The following is a 16508-nucleotide window of genomic DNA, read 5'->3' as shown; positions in this document are numbered from 1 at the left end:
ATCGATCGCGCGGTCCAGGTCAGCGGCCAGATGCCGGGCCACCAGCGCAAGGTCGGCAGTGAGTGGGTCGTCCAGATGGAGGGTAAGGACTACCCGGTGGTCGTCACGCCGATCCCTGGCGGCTACTCGGTGACGCACGGGGCCGATCGCTACGATCTCGTTTCCGACTGGAAGTTCGGCGAACTCGTCTTTCGCGGTACGTGCAACGGCACACCGATCTGCCTGCAGCTTGAGCGCATCGGTCTCTTGTATCGCGTCGTGCACTTCGGCAAGCAGGTCAAGGCCACGGTGATGACCGCCAATGCTGCGCGCATGCTGGCGCTGATGCCGAAGAAGCTGCCGCCGGACCTCTCGAAGTTCCTGCTCTCGCCGATGCCCGGCCTGCTGCGCGAGGTCTCGGTTGCCGCCGGACAGCAGGTCAGCGCCGGCGAAAAGCTCGCGGTCATCGAGGCGATGAAGATGGAAAACGTCCTCAAGGCCGAACTCGATTGCAAGGTCAAGAAGATCGTCGCCACCCCCGGCGAGAGCCTGTCGGTCGATCAGGTGATCATCGAGTTCGAGTAGGCCTGCGGTCGCTGAAAAGGCCGTGCCAACCCATCAAAGCCCGCCGCCAGGCGGGCTTCCTGTATCCGCAATCGCGCTGCGGATAGCGACGGGCTGCGCTGGGTCATGCCCCTGTTTGATGAAGGATATCGCTACAAAATGACAAATTTGACGGAAGGTGGCCGGCACCAATTGCTCGGTCTTTACGATTCGCCCTTTGTGCGTCGCGTCGCGGTCACGATGCACCACTACGGGATTCCCTTTGAGCATCTGTCTCTGTCTGTGTTCCGGCACATGGATGCAATGCGGCCACTCAATCCCTTGTTCAAGGTGCCGATGCTGACCCTTCCAAGCGGTGAGAAACTCTATGAGAGCGCGTATATCCTCGACTATCTCGACGAGCTGGCGGCAGAGCGCGGCATCACCGCGCTCACGCCGCGCAGCGGGCCGGAGCGGCGACAGATACAGCAACTGATCGCTCTGGCAATCGTTGCCACCGAGAAAGCGGTGGCTATCGAGTACGAACGCAAACGCCCGGGCGAGTTACAATGGTCCGAGTGGACGAAGCGCCTGCGCGGCCAGATGCGACAGGCCTTCGACATCCTCGAAGAACGACTGGACAGCGATTTCCTGGTCGGCGGGCGCCTGACACAGGCCGACATCACCACGGTTGCCGGGATCGGCTTCGTTCGTTACGTACTGCCGCACGAGTGGCCAGCGGGTGATTATCCCGCACTCTCCCGGCTGGTCGACAGGCTCGAAGCCAGCCCGGCGTTCAAGGCCGTGCCGCTCGACGAATGAGTGAAGATCCTTGCCCTTCATCATTGAAACCGGGCACCCACGGCCCGAAAGTTTCCCTGCCAGCACGGCACAGGCACTGAATGCCGCGCCGGGCGCAAAGTTCCGCAACTTTTGCAGAGAACGTTGAACCGCCCGCCCGGGTTGCAGGGGGATTCAACGTTCCCCATAACGGTGGCCGTTGATCAGGTTATAAGCGGTTTCGGATAAGTTCTCCGACTTATTCCGGTATGCTTCTCCCTCTCCAAGCTCCCGAAAGCCACGCCATGTCCCGTCAAGCAAAGACTGTGACCCTGTCAGAGGAGGAACGCCGCCGGCTGGCGTGGATAGAGGAGCGTGGCAGCGACTGGCGCGAACGTCGGCGAGCACGGACCGTGCTTCTACTTGATCAGGGACGGTCCATTGATGCCGTGGTGGCCCAGCAGAGGATCCATCGCGAGACCGTAGCCTGCCACAGGGATGCCTGGCTGGCTCGAAGCTTCCAGGGGCTGCGCGATCTGCCGCGCAGCGGTGCCCCTCGCAAGCTATCGGAAACCCACAAGCAGGTGCTCTGCGCTTGGGCCAAGGAGGAAGCCTGTACGGCCCCTCAGTTGAAGATCCGCCTGTCAGACGAGCAGGGCGTACAGGGATCGGTATGGCGGGTGCAGAGGGCCTTGAAGGAGAAAAAGTACGTCTGGAAGAGAACCCGGCACAGTCTCAGAAAGAAGCGGGACGAAGCCAAATTTCGGGAAGCCCAGGTAGCAATAGCGGAACTCGTTGAAAAATCAAAGAGGGGTGAAATCAAACTGGCCTACGTAGATGAATCGGGCTTCGCACACGCGCAGCCGAATCGAAACGCTTGGACCGAAAAAGGGGAAGTTCACCTCATCACGGCCGAGCGTGGCAAACGCCTGAATGTGCTGGCGGCATGGATATCGACCGGGGCGTTGTTCTCGGCTATGTTCTGGGAAACCACGACTGCAGCCGCATTTGCAGGTTTCCTCGGTCTGCTCCTGAAAAGCGTCGGCGGACCACTGACGGTCATTCTGGACAATGCTTCCATCCACAAGGCGAAGGCCATCCAGCCTGTGCTGGCTCTCCTGAAGCAACAAGGACTCACGCTGATCTTCCTGCCTCCCTACAGTCCGGAGCTGAACCGCATCGAGCTGCTCTGGCACAAAATGAAGCATGAGTGGATGACCTTCAAAGCCCGGACCTCCGAGATGCTTGAGGCAGATGTCGGTAAAATCCTGGACGGCTTTGGCTCTGATTGTCGGATGACTTTTTGCTGACCGCTTACTGGGGATCATTGTCCGGCAGGTAAGGTTGATGAGCTGTCGTCGTTTCACCGCTGGCCGAGAAGAGGGCTTTGGGTGGGCTCGGGCGCTGGCATGAAAAATGCTTCAAGTAAGGCCAGGGATTGCCCGTCGTATTCAATTCACCGTAAGGTTTTGGGCCTCATGAATAGATCGCAAAGTGGTTTCACGCTGATCGAGCTGATGATCGTGGTGGTGATCATCGGGATTCTGGCGGCCATCGCAATTCCCCAGTTTACCGAATACTCGCAACGGGCTGCGGACAGGGCTGCGCAGTCCGACGCACGCCATCTCCTGTATCAGGCCCTCGCCCACTTCAACGGCTAGTTCTTCCGCCCGCCCGGGCGGAAAACGCTTCGTACGTTCATGTCGATGGCCTGAACGAGGTAGGCGCACACGCACTCTCCGCGTTCATGTTTCGTCACTTTAAATCATGCGGTAAGATGCGATGGTCAGGTGCCGATACTGCGCCTGACCATTTTTGTCAGGCAGGTGACGAAAAAAGGTTGTCAGGGGCGGACATTCGCTGGAAACGACCTCTTTGCGTGGCTTCGCACCCTGGCATGGAAAATGCTGAACAGAACCCAACGGGTTGTCCGTTGCACTCACTGGAAGGAGTCCGAGAGACCATGAAAAAGCTGCAAAAAGGTTTTACCCTGATCGAGTTGATGATTGTCGTGGCGATCATCGGCATCCTGGCCGCGATCGCGATCCCGCAGCTCACCGAGTACACCAAGAAAGGTGAAGACAAGGCGGCGCAGTCGGACGCACGAAACCTGCTGACGATGGCTATTGCCAACTCGACCCTGTAACCTCATTTTCGATCGGAGACTTCGTATGAAAAAGATCATCCTGGGTTCGGTGCTTGCGATCGCCGCAGCTACCTCCCTTTCGGCAAATGTCGCCAATGCAGCGTCCGCGGCGATTTGTTCCGGCGTCAATGCAGCCGGGAACGGCGCCTTAGTCACTGCAGCTACCGATGGTACCGCTTTCGTCAGGGCGACATTCACGCCAAAATGTTCGGCAAATGTTCATATGGCCGGAGAAGATAACATTACCTATTACAGGGTGGGTGCAGCATCGGCCAAGGGCAAATTGGGTTACGGCGGTAGCTCGGTAGGCGGTGCGGTGAGCAGTACAACCGGTACGCCTTGTACCGGGGCATGTACTATGACGAATGCGACCGACGCTTTAAGCGCTGCATCAACATCCTGATCCGCGGTGTGCTGATTAGAAAAGCGGGCGTGCCGCAGGGCGCGCCCTTATTTTTGGCTGACAATCATGCTCGAGTTCGCTCTCTCCGGGCTACGTTCCGGCCTGCGCGGAAAAAGCTTCCACGCGGTCTTCCTGCTGGGCGTGCTGCTGATCGGCATCGCCTATCTTTCGGGATTCTTCTCGCCACGGCAGCCGCAGACCGTGGCCCTCGATGTCGGCTTCTCGGGGGTCCGTTTTTCGCTCGTCCTGCTCAACCTGTTCTGGGTTCAGGAACTGGTCGCCCGCGAGATCGACCGGCGGGTCATCCTCTTCTCGCTGGCCTATCCGGTTTCGCGCGGCGCATTCCTGGCCGGGCGTCTGGCGGCCGTGCTGATCCTGTCGGCGCTGGCGGCGACGGCGCTGGGCCTGCTGCTGCTCCTGGCGGTGACGATGGTCGGCGGGGGCTATAGTCAGGAATTTCCACCGGCGCTCGGCTTGCCCTTCTGGAGCACGGTTGCCGGATTGGCGATCGACGCGGCGGTGGTGGCGGCCTTCGCCCTGTGCATCGCTGCGCTGTCCACCGTTTCGGTCCTGCCACTCGCACTGGGGGCAGCTTTCGCCGTCGCCGGCAAGGCCCTGGGGGCGACCGTCGCCTACCTTTCGCGGGGCGCCGACGGCGACGAGAAATTGTTCGCGAGCTATGATCCGCTGATCCGGTTGATCCAGTGGGTGCTGCCGGATCTCTCCCGCCTCGACTGGCGCGAGTGGTCGATGTATCAGTTGGCGCCGGGTGCCGAGATGATTTTCTGGTCGGTGACGATGGCCGTCGCGTACATCGTCCTGTTACTGCTCGCCGCCAGCCTGCTGTTCGCGAGGCGAGAGTTTTCCTGATGCGGCGTTTACCGATGGCGATGATCGTGCTCGCCGGCGTCCTGTCGGCATTCGTCTATGCCTGGGCGCAGCAGCGTTTGTCCGGCCTGCCCCGTGCGACGGCTACCCCCGAGCTGCTGATTTCGCTGCCGCGCTTTGCGCAGGTCCTGATGGCCGGGGGTGATCGTTACCTGGCGGCCAATCTGGCGGGATTCCGCGTGCTGGTCGCCGACACCGGCCGGATGGATGCCAGGGATTATGCGGTGCAGGGCAGGCTGCAGCGCGACATCGCCTGGTTCAACCCGGCGCACGAAGACAATTACTACATCGCCGCGGCGATTCTGCCCTGGAACGGCCAACTGGATGCGGCGCAATACGTCCTGCGCCAGGCTTCGGAGGCGCGGACCTTTGACTGGTACCCGCTGTTTCAGTACGGTTTCCTGTTCTATCATTTTCGCAAGGACCCGGCGACCGGCGCGCAGTGGCTGCTCCAGGCCGTCCCGCGCGTCAAGATCCAGCAGGACGAGTGGGCGCTGCAGAATGTCGCTGCCCTGTGGATCGAGAAGGGTTATCAGACCGCCAATGCGGCGGGAATGGTCGAGGCGATGGCCGCAGGCTCTCCGCCGGGGGCTTTCCGCAACTACCTGCAGGTCAGGGCCAGGCGGCTGCGTGATCTGGCGGCACTGCAGAACGCCGTCACGCTTTTTCGCGAGCGTCACGGCAGGGGCGTGGAAAAATTGCAGGACCTGGTGAGCAGCGGCTTGCTCGCCGAGCTTCCCAAAGACCCGCTGGGGTATGGCTTCGGCCTGGACGCTTCGGGGTGGCCGATGTTGAATGCAACGCCTTCGAGTACCCAATGATGCTGCCCGCGATTGCCATCGATGATCTGGAGAAAAAATATCCGAGAAAGTGGCGGTCGGCGCCGGTGATCGCGCTCGGCGGCGTGTCGCTGACCGTCGAACCGGGCGAGGCCTTTGGCTTCATCGGCGCCAATGGCGCCGGCAAGACGACGGCGATCAAGATCCTGATGGGGCTGATCCGGGCGACGCGCGGAAGCGCGCAGATCTTCGGGACTTCCGTTGCGCAGCCGGAGGCTCGCCGGGGCCTGGGCTATGTTCCCGAGAACCCCTATCTCTACGACTATCTGACGCCACTCGAAATCCTCTCGATGGGCATGCGGCTGCATCGGGTGCAGGTCAGCGCGCCGCAAAGCCACTGCCTGAACTGGCTAGACCGCCTGGGTCTGGCGCAGGTGGCAGGTAAGGCGATTCGTTCCTTTTCCAAGGGAATGACGCAGCGGGTGGCGATCGCCCAGGCGCTGTGCATCCGTCCGCGGCTGTTGATTCTCGACGAGCCGCTATCGGGTCTCGACCCGATCGGCCGCCGCGATGTGGTGGATATCCTTACCGAGTACAAGCGCGGCGGCGGAACCCTCTTTCTGACCTCGCATGTCCTGCACGACGTCGAACGGCTGGCCGATCGCTTCGGCCTGATCCACCAGGGTGTCCTGCGCGCGGTCCGGTCGCCGGCCGAACTCAGCGGGGACCAGGAGATGGTTCTGGTGCGCACCTTCGGCCAGACGCCGGTGGCCGGGATGCGTGAGGATTTTTCCGGGCGCTGGATCGGCGAAGTGCCGCGCGCCGATCTCTGGGAACGCCTCGAAGCCTTGCGGAATGCCGGGCATGTGGTCCTGGAACTGCGTCCCAGCCTGTCCCTGGAGGTGGCCTTCATGCGTGCGGTCGGACAGCAATGAAGGGTTCCCGGAAGAAATCACCAGTCGGTGTCAGACGTCCGCCGCTGGACCCGGCGTGCCTGGCGCTGATGCGCCTGGTCGAAGCCGCCAGGTATCCGGAAGTGGAAGCGGCGGCACGCCGTATTCTCGAAGGCCGCCCGAGTCATCCGCTGGCCTTGAAGGCGCTGGGCTTTGCCTTGATCGGGCAGGGACTTTTCGAGGCCGCCTGGCCGATCGTCCGTTTTTCTCTCGAGCGCAATCCCGATGACCCGGAAGCGCACAACAATCTTGGCATAGTCCTCTCTGCGCTGATGCGCTGGGACGAATCGATCCAGTGCTTCGCTCGCTCGCTCGAAATCAAGCCCCGCGACCCCGAGGTGCTCAAGAACTTCGGCTTCGCCCTGGCGAGGATGCGCAAGTGGGACGAAGCCGTCCCGTATTTCCTCAAGGCCATCGAGTACCACCCTGGGGACTATGTGGAGGCGATCGAGCAGCTTGCCGGCGCCTTGCTCGCCAGCAATCGCAACGACGAAGCCTGGACCTGTTTCAACGAGCTGTGGAAAAACGACCAGAGCAACGCTGCCATTCTGTCCCAACTCCTTTCCGCCAGCCTCAAGAGATGCGACTGGGAGGAACTGGAAGCCCGGCTGCTAACGCTCCGCTCCTTGACTGCAGACTATCGCTTACCGACGTGCAACCCTTTTGTCGTCTTGTCTTTTCCCAACGTCAGTGCCGAAGAACAGCTCCGGGTCGCCGCAAACTTCGCTTGCCACAGCATCCCGGCGAGTGTGCTCGATGCCCCGGAACATCGTTGGTCAGTGAGCCGGATCGGGCCGGGCTCGCGACTGCGGATCGGCTATCTGTCTGCCGATTACAAGACGCATCCGGTCGGGCAGATCATGCCGCAGGTCATCGAGCTACACGATCGATCGAAGGTCGAAGTGTTCGGGTATTCGATCGGTATCGATGATCACAGCGAGATCAGGAAGCGCCTGAGCGCAGCCTTCGATCATTTCGTCGATTTGCGGGACTGCAGCGTGATCGAGACCGCGGACCGTGTCCGTGCAGATGCGATCGACATCCTGGTCGATCTCAATGGCTGGACTGCCGACGGGCGCCTCGAGGCGCTGGCGCTTCGCGGTGCCCCGGTGCAGGTCACCTGGCTGGGTTATGCCGGCACCACCGGGCATCCGAAACTGGCCGACTATCTGCTTGGCGATCCGGTGGTGACGCCCTTGCAGCACGCGCACTGCTATACCGAGACGCTCGCTCATCTGCCGAACTGCTATCTGCCGGCGGACACCTCGATCGCCCTGAATCCGCCGCCGTCGCGACTTGCCGCCGGGTTGCCGGACGAGGGTTTTGTTTTCTGCTCGTTCAACAACAGCTACAAGTTCAACCCGCAGGTCTTCGACCTCTGGTGCCGGCTCCTGTTGGACACGGGGGAGAGCTGCCTGTGGTTGAGTCAACCGGGAGGTACTGCACAGGATCGCTTGCGCAAGGAATTCGAAATCCGCGGCGTTGACCCGGCAAGGCTGATTTTTGCGCCGCGAGTCGAGGCTCGGGCGGACCATCTGTCGCGCCTGCAACTGGCCGATCTGGCGCTCGATCCGTTTCCGTACAATTCGCATTCGACCGGGCTCGATGTCCTGTGGGCGGGGGTCCCGATGGTCGCGCTGCTTGGGGACACTTTTCCCGGACGAGTGGGGGCCAGCCTGCTGCGCGCCTCCGGCCTCGAAGAGTTGATCACCACTTCTCCCGATGAGTACCATCAGCTTGCCCTGGCACTGGTTCGTCACCCCTCGCGCCTGCACGCGCTGCGGGCGAGACTGGCCGAAAACAGGCGGCACTGTGCGCTCTTCGACATGCCGGGTTTTGTTGGCTCGCTGGAAAAGGTGTATTTCCGGATGTGGAACAACCATCTGCAGGGCGCCAGGACGCCGGTGATCTGATCGCCGGCCGCGTATCAGGGGGGGCCCTGCATCAGCCATGACCGTGAGTGGTGACCCGCCCGGCGCTGGGCATGGCCTGGAACAATGGCCGGATCGCGGAGGAGCAGTCGCACGTCCGCCCGATCGAGTCGGCCGATGTAGTGTGGCGGGAATGATCCGTGCTGCTGGTCGACCAGGGTGCGTTCATAATTCGGTAGCCAGCGCCGCACAATCACCGCACGACCGAATTCATGGAATGGGGTAAAGGCACCGATGCTCAGCATGACGACAATCAGCCAGGGTCTGGAGCCTTCGGCAGGCGGGCTGTTGCCGGGCTGAAAGAGGGTCAGCGTCAGGATCAGCAGCATGATCAGCGAGGGTGTCGAAACCCGCAGCAGCAGGTCGTTGGAAGGGCCGAACACCCATAGCGGCAGCAAACCCAGAGTGGCCATCGAGATCCACAGGATGCCGTGCGAATGCCGTAGCCGCGATGCCAGGAGCAGCGACAGTGCGCCGAATTCCAGCAGGACGAACACCAGGTAGCTCGACAGAAACCCCTTGGCAGTTCCCGCTTGCTGGAGACTGCTGGTGGCCGGTATTTCGTCGATGTTCAGGGTCAGGAAACGGCCCATCCAGGCCATGACAAGGATCGTGGTCATCAGCGGCGTCAGGGAGATTCGCTGGTTTCGGGAGACGCCATACTGCAGTACGCCGAGCAGGAAAAAAGGGGCGAGGCCCAGCAGCGCAAAGGGTGTCCACAGGAGCAGCAGCGCGCCGAGAAGCAAGGCAAACGGCAGAAATGCAGGGTTTTGCCAGTGCCGATAGAAAAGGGCGGCTCCCAGCCAGATCGGCAGGGCATGATTCGGTGCCCAGAAGAGCTGCCCCGAAAGCGAGGGGTAACTGAACCGGGTCCACCACTCAAGCCGGACCGGGAACTCTGGCCATTCTCCCCAGTAGGTCAGCGCACCGAGCAAGTCCATGCCGCTGAAGAGCACGACCAGGAGCAACAGCAGCAGCAGCCGCAAACCGAATCGCTGCGGCAGCGGCAGGCTGAGTAGAAAAAGGGCTGTGCCCAGGGCGGTCCACAAATACAGCGCCAGATCCACGACCTGGATCCCCAACGCCTTCGCAAGTAGTGCTGCCGGCAGGAAGTACCCGATCGCCGAGCGGAGGATGTAGTGAACACCCTCCCTGAAGGCATAGGAGACCGGCCAGTCGCCATAGGTCAGATCCCCGAGAACGGCATCGCGCGTCTGCCAGTCAATGGAGGCGGCGACGAAATGCCCTGCGCCGCCAAATGCACACCAGACCAGCGCGGCAGTGACCAGAGTCAGGCCTACCGATCTGCGGCAGGGCCATCGCCAGACGACCTGACGCCAGTCAATCGCAGTGCCGAATGAACACGCCAGCAGCAATGAAAAGAAGAGGGCGAATGGCCAGCGTAGCCAACCGATAAAAAAGATGAAGTTGGGCAGGGCAAGGTAGGCGAGAACGGCGATCGACAATGAATCAAGCGGCCGGACGGAGTGAACCCGGTCGTGTGATAACAGGCGGGTGAGGAGCGTCCTGGTCGCCGATCCGCGCGAACCTTCCGATCGCGCGCCATCAAGCGGGAGGGGAGGCATCGAAGTTGACACGTTCCTTTTCAACCACCAAAGGCCGCTTCAACACCTGCGTGTGAATCGCGGCGATGTATTCGCCCAGGATGCCGATGAAGAAAAGCTGCACCGAGGCGAAGAAGAAGAAACCAATGACCACCGGCGCGACACCGACCGAGAACTGCTCCCAACGAACCAGCTTGTAGACCAGGTAGACAATCGCTACCAGCAGGCTGAGAGCAGAAAGGGCGAATCCAGCCATGGTCGCCAGACGTATCGGCACCTTCGAGTGACTGGTGATACCGAGTATCGCCATGTCGTACAGCGTATAGAAGTTATTCTTGCTGATGCCGCGGACACGCCGAGGCTGGACGAACGGCACCTCCGCATGTTCGAAGCCGATATCGGCGATCATGCCGCGAAAGTAGGGGTACGGATCGTCCATCTGGCGGATGATTTCGACGACGGATCGGTCGTATAGCCCAAATCCGGTGAAGTTGGGGATCAGCCGGGTGTCCGCGATTCTGCCGATCGTCGCATAGAATGAGCGGCGAACGAAGGACATGAAAGGGCTCTGCTGGCTGCGCGGCTTCACCCCTGCGACGATGCGATAGCCTTGTTCCCACTTGTTGACGAATTCGGCAATCAGTTCCGGTGGTTCCTGCAGATCCGACGCCATAGCAATGACAGCGTCGCCACGTGCCTGCAGCAGGGCATGGATCGGTGATCGAATGTGGCCGAAATTACGGGTGTTGACGATCAGTTTGACGCGCCTGTCCAGCGCCGCCATCGCCTTGATTTTACGGACGGTGCCGTCGGTCGATGCGTTATCGATGAAGATGTGCTCGTAGTCATAAGCAGGGAGCCGTTCGAGTTGTGCGCGAATACGCGCATGCAGTTCTTCAACGTTGTCTTCCTCGTTGAAACAGCCGGTCACGATGCTGATCAGTTTCATTGGGTCAGATCGTGCCGAAACATCGCCTGATCCGGTCAGAGTCCGCGTTGATAGATGAGGGCCTTGAGCTGCTCATTGTCGGCGTAGGGGCTGTCGATCATGTCGATCAGGATCGCGCCGTCCGCCGCGACGTCGCGCAGCAACAGCTCGCCACGCATCAGTTCGCGGCAGGAGATCTGACCTTTCTGCAGGGGAATCGCGAGGTAGACGTCTTCGTCACCGAGCGCATGTCCTTGTCGGAGATCCCGTCGGGCATAGACCCCGCGGACCAGGGCGTTGAGATAGGCGATTTCCTGGCTGGGCGGAATGCGCTTCTGGGTACCCGGTGCGCCGCACATTTCGACGACCCGCCGATGCGCCCTGAACCACTGGTCGATCTGATGAGGCAAGCTGCAATACGCGGCGACCGGGCTGCCGTCAGTGGCGATGTCGATATGCCGTTCAAAGGTACGGGCGCCCTTGGCATAGGCGATGGCAATCGAGGTCTGCCAATCCCGATGTTCGTGTGTGGAAAAGCCGATCACGTTGTGTGGATAACGTCGGCGCAGGAAGTCCACCTGGTTCAGCTCGATTTCGTGGTTCTCGGACGGGTAAAGCGAGACGCAATGATTGATCGCCAGCGGAATTCCGCGCCGGTTGAAGAACTTGACGAGATCGTCGACATCTTTCAATGACGAACCGCCGGTGGATGCGATCACCGGACGCTTGGTGCTGGCGATCTTTTCGATCAGCACCCAGTCGTTGATGTCGGAACTGGCGATCTTGATGATCTCGACGCCCAGTTCGACGCACAGGTCCACCGAAACCTCGTCGAATGGCGTCGCCATCGGGATGCAACCGGCCTGCCGGATGGCCGTCGTGAGCCTGGCATACTCCGCCTTGGAGAGGCGGCTGTCGAGCGTTCGCCGGATGTAGCGGATATCCGTGCGTTCGCGGAACTCCTTGTGGATGAAGGCTTCGACATCGCGGAACTGAAGCTTGATCGCCGCCTTGACATTGTTGAAGCGGACAATTCGCGAAAAGTCGGTGACGATCCGCAATCCGCGTTCAAGACGGCCCTGGTGGTTGTTTGCCAGTTCGAGGACGAACAGGTCTTCAAAAATCTCCGAAGCTTGCGACTGCTGCGAATGGCTCATGGTCTGGCGGGTGAAGGGAGGAAGCATCAATCTAGCATATTCGGAGCCGGTTTGTCGTGCGCATGCAAGGAGAAGGCGCGATGCAAAGAGCGGCCGAGGCGTCTGCGAGGAGTACATTCAGCCCGCAATCGCGAGCGAGGTGTAGCCGAACAAGGTGCTTCCACTCGCGCTTCCATGGTTTTTACATGAGTATCACGGGCATTCTTTTAAGGGCGATTCGCTGCGGGCTATGCGGGAATTCCTCGTCTTGCTTTTATCTTGAGCTTTGTCGTAGCGAAGATCAGACCATCATCGAGCGTCAGGATTTCTTCAATACCATGATTGTGCGCAATCGCGATGTGCAGCGCATCCGGGCCGCGAAGCTGGGTCGCGAACTCGGCAACGAAGTCGTGTGCTAGATCAAAATCCGCAGCCACAGCGACCAATACGTGGAGCGAATGGTCAGCGAGCGAATCGAAAGCATCGATGAGTTTATGCGCGCTTACCGCGTCCAGGGTTTTCATGCGTACATCGCGAGCGATGACACTGGCGAACTCAACACGCGTCCATTGGCTGATGGCAAGCGTACCTGCGGGTACTGCAGCCAGAAAACTCTCGATACACTCCGAGACCGGCTCTTCGCGAAACAGCGGGGTGAGGAAGCTGGTATCCAGATAAATCATTCGGCATCCCGCAATTGGCGCACGATGCCTGCACTCGGCTCGGTCCAGGCGGGCACCGTCTTGCGTAAAGTGGCCAATTGTTTGATCGGAAGAGGCTGTTTCGTTTTCTCGGCTGGTGATACCCGGGCAACGGCGCGACCATGGCGGGTGATGACGAATTCTTCGCCAGCTTCCACCGTATTCAGTAATTCGCTGAGATGTGCTTTTGCTTCGGCCAGACTTACGGTTCGCATGCTATCCACCCTGTTGTGACTAATAAAATGGTCATATTAGGCGATTGTTGAGGTTCCGGCAAGACGGTACGGCTGGAGGCCGGGGATCATGAATTGGAAAGCATGTTACGGGCCAATTCCGCGGGTTCGAGAAAGGGGTACATGTCCTCGAGCGGCGCCGAGACGATGCTGCCATCGTCAAGTTGGCGCGAACTCATCCGGGGTTCGAACTGCTGCGTCTCGTCGAGCACGACCTGGCATAAATGTGGGCCGGGTGCGTCGAGGAGTGTCGGAAGCCGCTCGGCGAAGTCAGCCGAGTCAAGGCGTGACGCCGGAATCGCGAAGGCGGTGGCGATGGCGACGAAGTCGGGCAGTGAAACGCCCGAGTCAGGGTCTGCGCCGGCCACACGCCGGAAGAAGTTCGTCTGCGAACTGCGTATCGACAGGTAGCCGTGGTTGTCGAGCACGAAGATCTTGATCGGCAAGCGATGCTGGGCAATCGTCTGGAGTTCCTGCAGGTTCATCATGATGCTGCCGTCACCGGCGAGGCAGACGACGCGGCCTTGCCTGCCGCGGCTGGCGACCGCGCCGAAGTAGGCGCCGATCGCTGCCGGCAGGTCGTAGCCCATCGATGCGCTGCCCGAGTTCGAGAACATGCGCATACCGTGCTTGATCGCGCCGGCCTGGAACGGGAGGATGGTTGCGCTGGCGTTGCCGCAGGCGACGATGTCGTCTTCGTCGAGGCAGTCGAAAAGCGCCTCGACGAAGTGGTAGGGATTGATCCGGCCCCTGAACTCGCGGTGCTTCGGCAACACCGCCGGGTAAGCAAAGAAGCGTTGCCGGCACCAGGCGAGCCAGCGTTCGTGCTCGGGGTTGCGTGGCAGCGGCCTCTCGGCGAGCTGCGCGTTCAGCGCCACAAGGAAATCGCGGAGGTCGCAGCAGATCGCGAGGTCGGGCCGGACCAGTGGCTTTTCCAGTTCTGCGGCGTCGATGTCGACCTGGATCTTGAAAGCGCGTGCTGCAAAACCCGGCCAGTTGTAGCTCACCTGGCGGATATTGAGGCGGCTGCCGAGGACCAGCAAGAGGTCCGCATTTTGTACCGTGAAATTGCCGGCGCGGGTACCGATGGTGCCGGGGCGACCGCAGAACAGCGGGTCGTCGGTGGCGATCAGATCGTGGGTCCAGGCCGTCGTCACCGGGATGCCGAGGCGGTGAATCACCATCGAGAACTCCTCGTTCGCATGCGCCGCACGTACGCCGGTTCCGGCGAGAATGACCGGGCGGCGGGCCTGGCCCAGCCGCTTGATCAAAGCGTCCAGCTCGACATCAGAAACCCTGTGGCCAGGTTCTTGCGGAGGAACGAAGCGACGCATGCCGGCCGGTTCCACCTTCGCGCTCTGCACGTCGATCGGGATATCGAGCCAGACCGGGCCGGGTCGGCCCGAAGTCGCGAGGTGCAGCGCCTGATCGAGATGCCAGGCGAGGTCATCGGGCGAGTCGACAATCGACGCGTACTTGGTGATACCACGCACCATCGGGATGATTTCGCTTTCCTGGTCGCCCAATTGACGCAGGCCGCGAACCGGTGTCGTCGCCAGACAGGTGGCACGCTTGACCTGGCCCGAGAAGATCACCATCGGTACCGAGTCGGTCCAGGCGCCGAAGACGCCATTGATCGCGTTGATTCCGCCGGGACCGGTGGTGACGTTGAGGATGGCCGGCTTGCCGGCGATGCGGGCGTAGGCTTCGGCGGCCATCGCGGCCGCCTGTTCGTGGTGGAAAAACACGGGCGTGATGTCGGGATGATGACAGAGTGCATCATTCAGGAACATCGCCCCGCCACCGGTGACAAGGAAGACATGGCGGTGGCCGTGATCGGCCATGGATTGAGCCAGGTAAGTGGCTACGGTCATCATGGGCAGGTCTGATTCGTGGGGATGACCAAAGGCGCAGTACTCCTGGAGTCTGTCACGCAGGCATCGAGACTGGCCACCGGGACCGCAGTCATCCCATCGCTAAGCGGCCAAGGCGCGCCTTCCCCGTGGCAGACGACATAAAGCTGCTCCAGGTTCAGTACCTCGCGAGCGGATCGCATCGCGGCGGTGACCTTGGGGGAGCGAGTGAGCTTGATTTCAAAGCCCACGCCCTGGCCATTCCGGAGGATGAGCAAGTCCAGTTTGGCGCCGGTATGGACACCCCAGAAATAGGCTTCGCCCCGACGTGCACCGCTGCGGCGAATGATCTCGCGCACAATCAGTCCTTCCCAGGACGCGCCGCACTTGGGATGAGCGAGCAAGGCGTCGGCATCGGCGATCCTCAGGAGACTGTGCAGAATGCCCGTATCGGAGACATAAACCTTGGCTGCCTTCACTTCGCGCTTGCCCAGATTGGTGTGCCAGGGCGAAAGCCGATGAGCCATGGACGTGCCTTCAAGGGCATCCAGATACCGGTTGACGGTCTTGTCGCTGACCCCGAGCGAGCGGGCGATTTCACTGCTGTTCCACGTTTGGCCGTGATGGTGTGCCAGCATGGTCCAGAAGCGGCGCAAGGTCAGTGCCGGCAGATGGATGCCGAGTTGCGGCAGATCACGTTCCAGATAGGTGCGAATGAACGCGTCTCGCCATTCGCGGCTGGTCGGGAGGTCATTGGCCAGCAATGCACGTGGGAAGCCACCGCGCAGCCAGCGGCTGTCGAGCCAGCCGGGGTCGATGGCCCCCAAGCGGCTTGCGGCAGCCAGTTCAGCGAGTCCAAAACCGTCCAGTTCCCGAAATGTGACGCGGCCTGCCAGACTCTCGGCAGCACGCCGCACCAGTTCCGGTGAGGCGCAGCCCAGAATCAGGAAGCGTGCCGGTGTCTCGGGGCGGTCAGCGAGAACCCGCAACAGCGGGAAAAGATCCGGCCGTGTCTGGATTTCGTCCAGAACGACCAGGCCGGTCAGTGGACGTAGCGCGAAAGCAGGATCGGAAAGTCGCGCCTGATCGTCGGGATCTTCAAGATCAAAATGCTTGACCGGGCCATCCCAGCTGGCCGCAAGCTGCCGTGCCAGGGTGGTTTTTCCAACCTGGCGTGCGCCAAGGAGAGCAACCACCGGGAATTGGCCCAAGCGCTGAAGCAGTTGGGCAAGGTGAACAGGGCGCGGAAGCATATCCGAAATTTACCATGAAATATCGGATAACAAGTCCAATACAGGGCAGTCGCTTACGCAAATGTCGTAACCAATTGAGAATATTCGTTTGCGGTCAGTTATTTATCTGAAGTTTAGACACACCCGGATCGCGCCGATCGTGATTTCGCTGGCGACGGTCACTGACAAATAAGAAAACGCGATCTTCGGATATGGTCACGGCGTACGCCGTGCAAAGCGGCCTATGCCTCGCGCAGGAAGGCACCTGCGGCAAGGGACACGAACTGGCGGGGATGAAGGGGCTGCTTGATGTGCTGATCTTGAAGGGATGCATTGTCACCATGGATGCGCTGGGTTGCCAGACCGAACTGGCCGAAAAGATCGTCGCTCGCGGCGGGGATTACGTCTTGCAGGTCAAGGACAACCAGAAGAACCTGGCCGAGGCGATTCGCGAGTTC

General features: G+C 60.9%; 18 protein-coding genes. 11 read left to right on the top strand and 7 right to left on the bottom strand.

All coding sequences use genetic code 11. From position 1 onward, the window contains the following. The 10 genes from CAPSK01_RS11270 to CAPSK01_RS22735 form a co-directional block, all read left to right on the top strand. The coding region (locus CAPSK01_RS11270) for a biotin/lipoyl-containing protein (protein ID WP_034926359.1) at positions 1 to 564 on the top strand (564 nt) is incomplete at its 5' end. 138 nt (positions 565 to 702) lie between these two features. Then, complete coding sequence (locus tag CAPSK01_RS11265; RefSeq protein WP_034926739.1) at positions 703 to 1344, top strand: glutathione S-transferase family protein; 642 nt, start codon at positions 703 to 705, stop codon at positions 1342 to 1344. A gap of 263 nt (positions 1345 to 1607) precedes the next feature. Then, complete coding sequence (locus CAPSK01_RS11260) at positions 1608 to 2612, top strand: IS630 family transposase (RefSeq protein WP_273703537.1); 1005 nt, start codon at positions 1608 to 1610, stop codon at positions 2610 to 2612. 168 nt (positions 2613 to 2780) lie between these two features. After that, positions 2781 to 2963 (top strand): prepilin-type N-terminal cleavage/methylation domain-containing protein, encoded by a 183-nt coding sequence (locus tag CAPSK01_RS11255; protein WP_034926354.1) that lies wholly within the window; start codon positions 2781 to 2783, stop codon positions 2961 to 2963. A gap of 302 nt (positions 2964 to 3265) precedes the next feature. Beyond that, positions 3266 to 3448 carry a prepilin-type N-terminal cleavage/methylation domain-containing protein gene (locus CAPSK01_RS11250; RefSeq protein WP_034926352.1) on the top strand — a complete coding sequence of 61 codons (183 nt, stop codon included), beginning with the start codon at positions 3266 to 3268 and terminating at the stop codon, positions 3446 to 3448. Positions 3449 to 3473: 25 nt separating this feature from the next. Further along, complete coding sequence (locus CAPSK01_RS22740; protein WP_273703536.1) at positions 3474 to 3851, top strand: hypothetical protein; 378 nt, start codon at positions 3474 to 3476, stop codon at positions 3849 to 3851. A gap of 66 nt (positions 3852 to 3917) precedes the next feature. Further along, on the top strand, positions 3918 to 4721 hold the full coding sequence (locus tag CAPSK01_RS11245; RefSeq protein ID WP_034926349.1) for a hypothetical protein: 804 nt from the start codon (positions 3918 to 3920) through the stop codon (positions 4719 to 4721). Beyond that, positions 4721 to 5560, top strand: coding sequence for a hypothetical protein (locus tag CAPSK01_RS11240; RefSeq protein ID WP_273703535.1), 840 nt, complete (start codon positions 4721 to 4723; stop codon positions 5558 to 5560). Before CAPSK01_RS11245 ends, CAPSK01_RS11240 begins: the two co-directional genes overlap by 1 nt. Next, positions 5557 to 6453: an ABC transporter ATP-binding protein gene (locus CAPSK01_RS11235; RefSeq protein WP_273703534.1), complete on the top strand. Its 897-nt coding sequence runs from the start codon at positions 5557 to 5559 to the stop codon at positions 6451 to 6453. The genes CAPSK01_RS11240 and CAPSK01_RS11235 overlap by 4 nt, the downstream gene beginning before the upstream one ends. Beyond that, the gene (locus CAPSK01_RS22735; protein WP_273703533.1) at positions 6450 to 8384 is read left to right on the top strand and encodes a tetratricopeptide repeat protein; all 1935 of its coding nucleotides are present in this window, start codon (positions 6450 to 6452) and stop codon (positions 8382 to 8384) included. Before CAPSK01_RS11235 ends, CAPSK01_RS22735 begins: the two co-directional genes overlap by 4 nt. A gap of 14 nt (positions 8385 to 8398) precedes the next feature. Here CAPSK01_RS22735 and CAPSK01_RS11225 read toward each other — a convergent pair whose 3' ends face one another. The 7 genes from CAPSK01_RS11225 to CAPSK01_RS11195 all read right to left on the bottom strand — a co-directional run bounded on the left by CAPSK01_RS11225 (position 8399) and on the right by CAPSK01_RS11195 (position 16071). After that, entirely contained in the window at positions 8399 to 9868 is a 1470-nt protein-coding gene (locus CAPSK01_RS11225; RefSeq protein ID WP_273703532.1) for a hypothetical protein, read from the bottom strand. Between the two features lie 100 nt (positions 9869 to 9968). Next, complete coding sequence (locus CAPSK01_RS11220; protein ID WP_034926342.1) at positions 9969 to 10916, bottom strand: glycosyltransferase family 2 protein; 948 nt, start codon at positions 10914 to 10916, stop codon at positions 9969 to 9971. A gap of 35 nt (positions 10917 to 10951) precedes the next feature. Continuing rightward, complete coding sequence (locus tag CAPSK01_RS11215) at positions 10952 to 12079, bottom strand: N-acetylneuraminate synthase family protein (protein ID WP_273703531.1); 1128 nt, start codon at positions 12077 to 12079, stop codon at positions 10952 to 10954. A gap of 200 nt (positions 12080 to 12279) precedes the next feature. After that, positions 12280 to 12714 (bottom strand): type II toxin-antitoxin system VapC family toxin, encoded by a 435-nt coding sequence (locus CAPSK01_RS11210; RefSeq protein WP_273703530.1) that lies wholly within the window; start codon positions 12712 to 12714, stop codon positions 12280 to 12282. Further along, positions 12711 to 12947: a type II toxin-antitoxin system prevent-host-death family antitoxin gene (locus CAPSK01_RS11205; RefSeq protein ID WP_034926339.1), complete on the bottom strand. Its 237-nt coding sequence runs from the start codon at positions 12945 to 12947 to the stop codon at positions 12711 to 12713. Before CAPSK01_RS11205 ends, CAPSK01_RS11210 begins: the two co-directional genes overlap by 4 nt. An 86-nt stretch (positions 12948 to 13033) precedes the next feature. Further along, positions 13034 to 14842: a thiamine pyrophosphate-binding protein gene (locus CAPSK01_RS11200; RefSeq protein ID WP_034926336.1), complete on the bottom strand. Its 1809-nt coding sequence runs from the start codon at positions 14840 to 14842 to the stop codon at positions 13034 to 13036. Next, the gene (locus CAPSK01_RS11195) at positions 14839 to 16071 is read right to left on the bottom strand and encodes an ATP-binding protein (RefSeq protein WP_273703529.1); all 1233 of its coding nucleotides are present in this window, start codon (positions 16069 to 16071) and stop codon (positions 14839 to 14841) included. Before CAPSK01_RS11195 ends, CAPSK01_RS11200 begins: the two co-directional genes overlap by 4 nt. Before the next feature lie 161 nt (positions 16072 to 16232). Between CAPSK01_RS11195 and CAPSK01_RS11190 the strand changes: the two genes are divergently transcribed. Further along, the coding region (locus CAPSK01_RS11190; RefSeq protein ID WP_273703588.1) for an ISAs1 family transposase at positions 16233 to 16508 on the top strand (276 nt) is incomplete at its 3' end.

The sequence above is a fragment of the Candidatus Accumulibacter vicinus genome, from assembly GCF_000584955.1.
GTDB lineage: Bacteria > Pseudomonadota > Gammaproteobacteria > Burkholderiales > Rhodocyclaceae > Accumulibacter > Accumulibacter vicinus.
The sequence above is the reverse complement of the archived record's forward strand: the minus strand, read 5'-3'. Positions and strand labels throughout refer to the sequence as shown.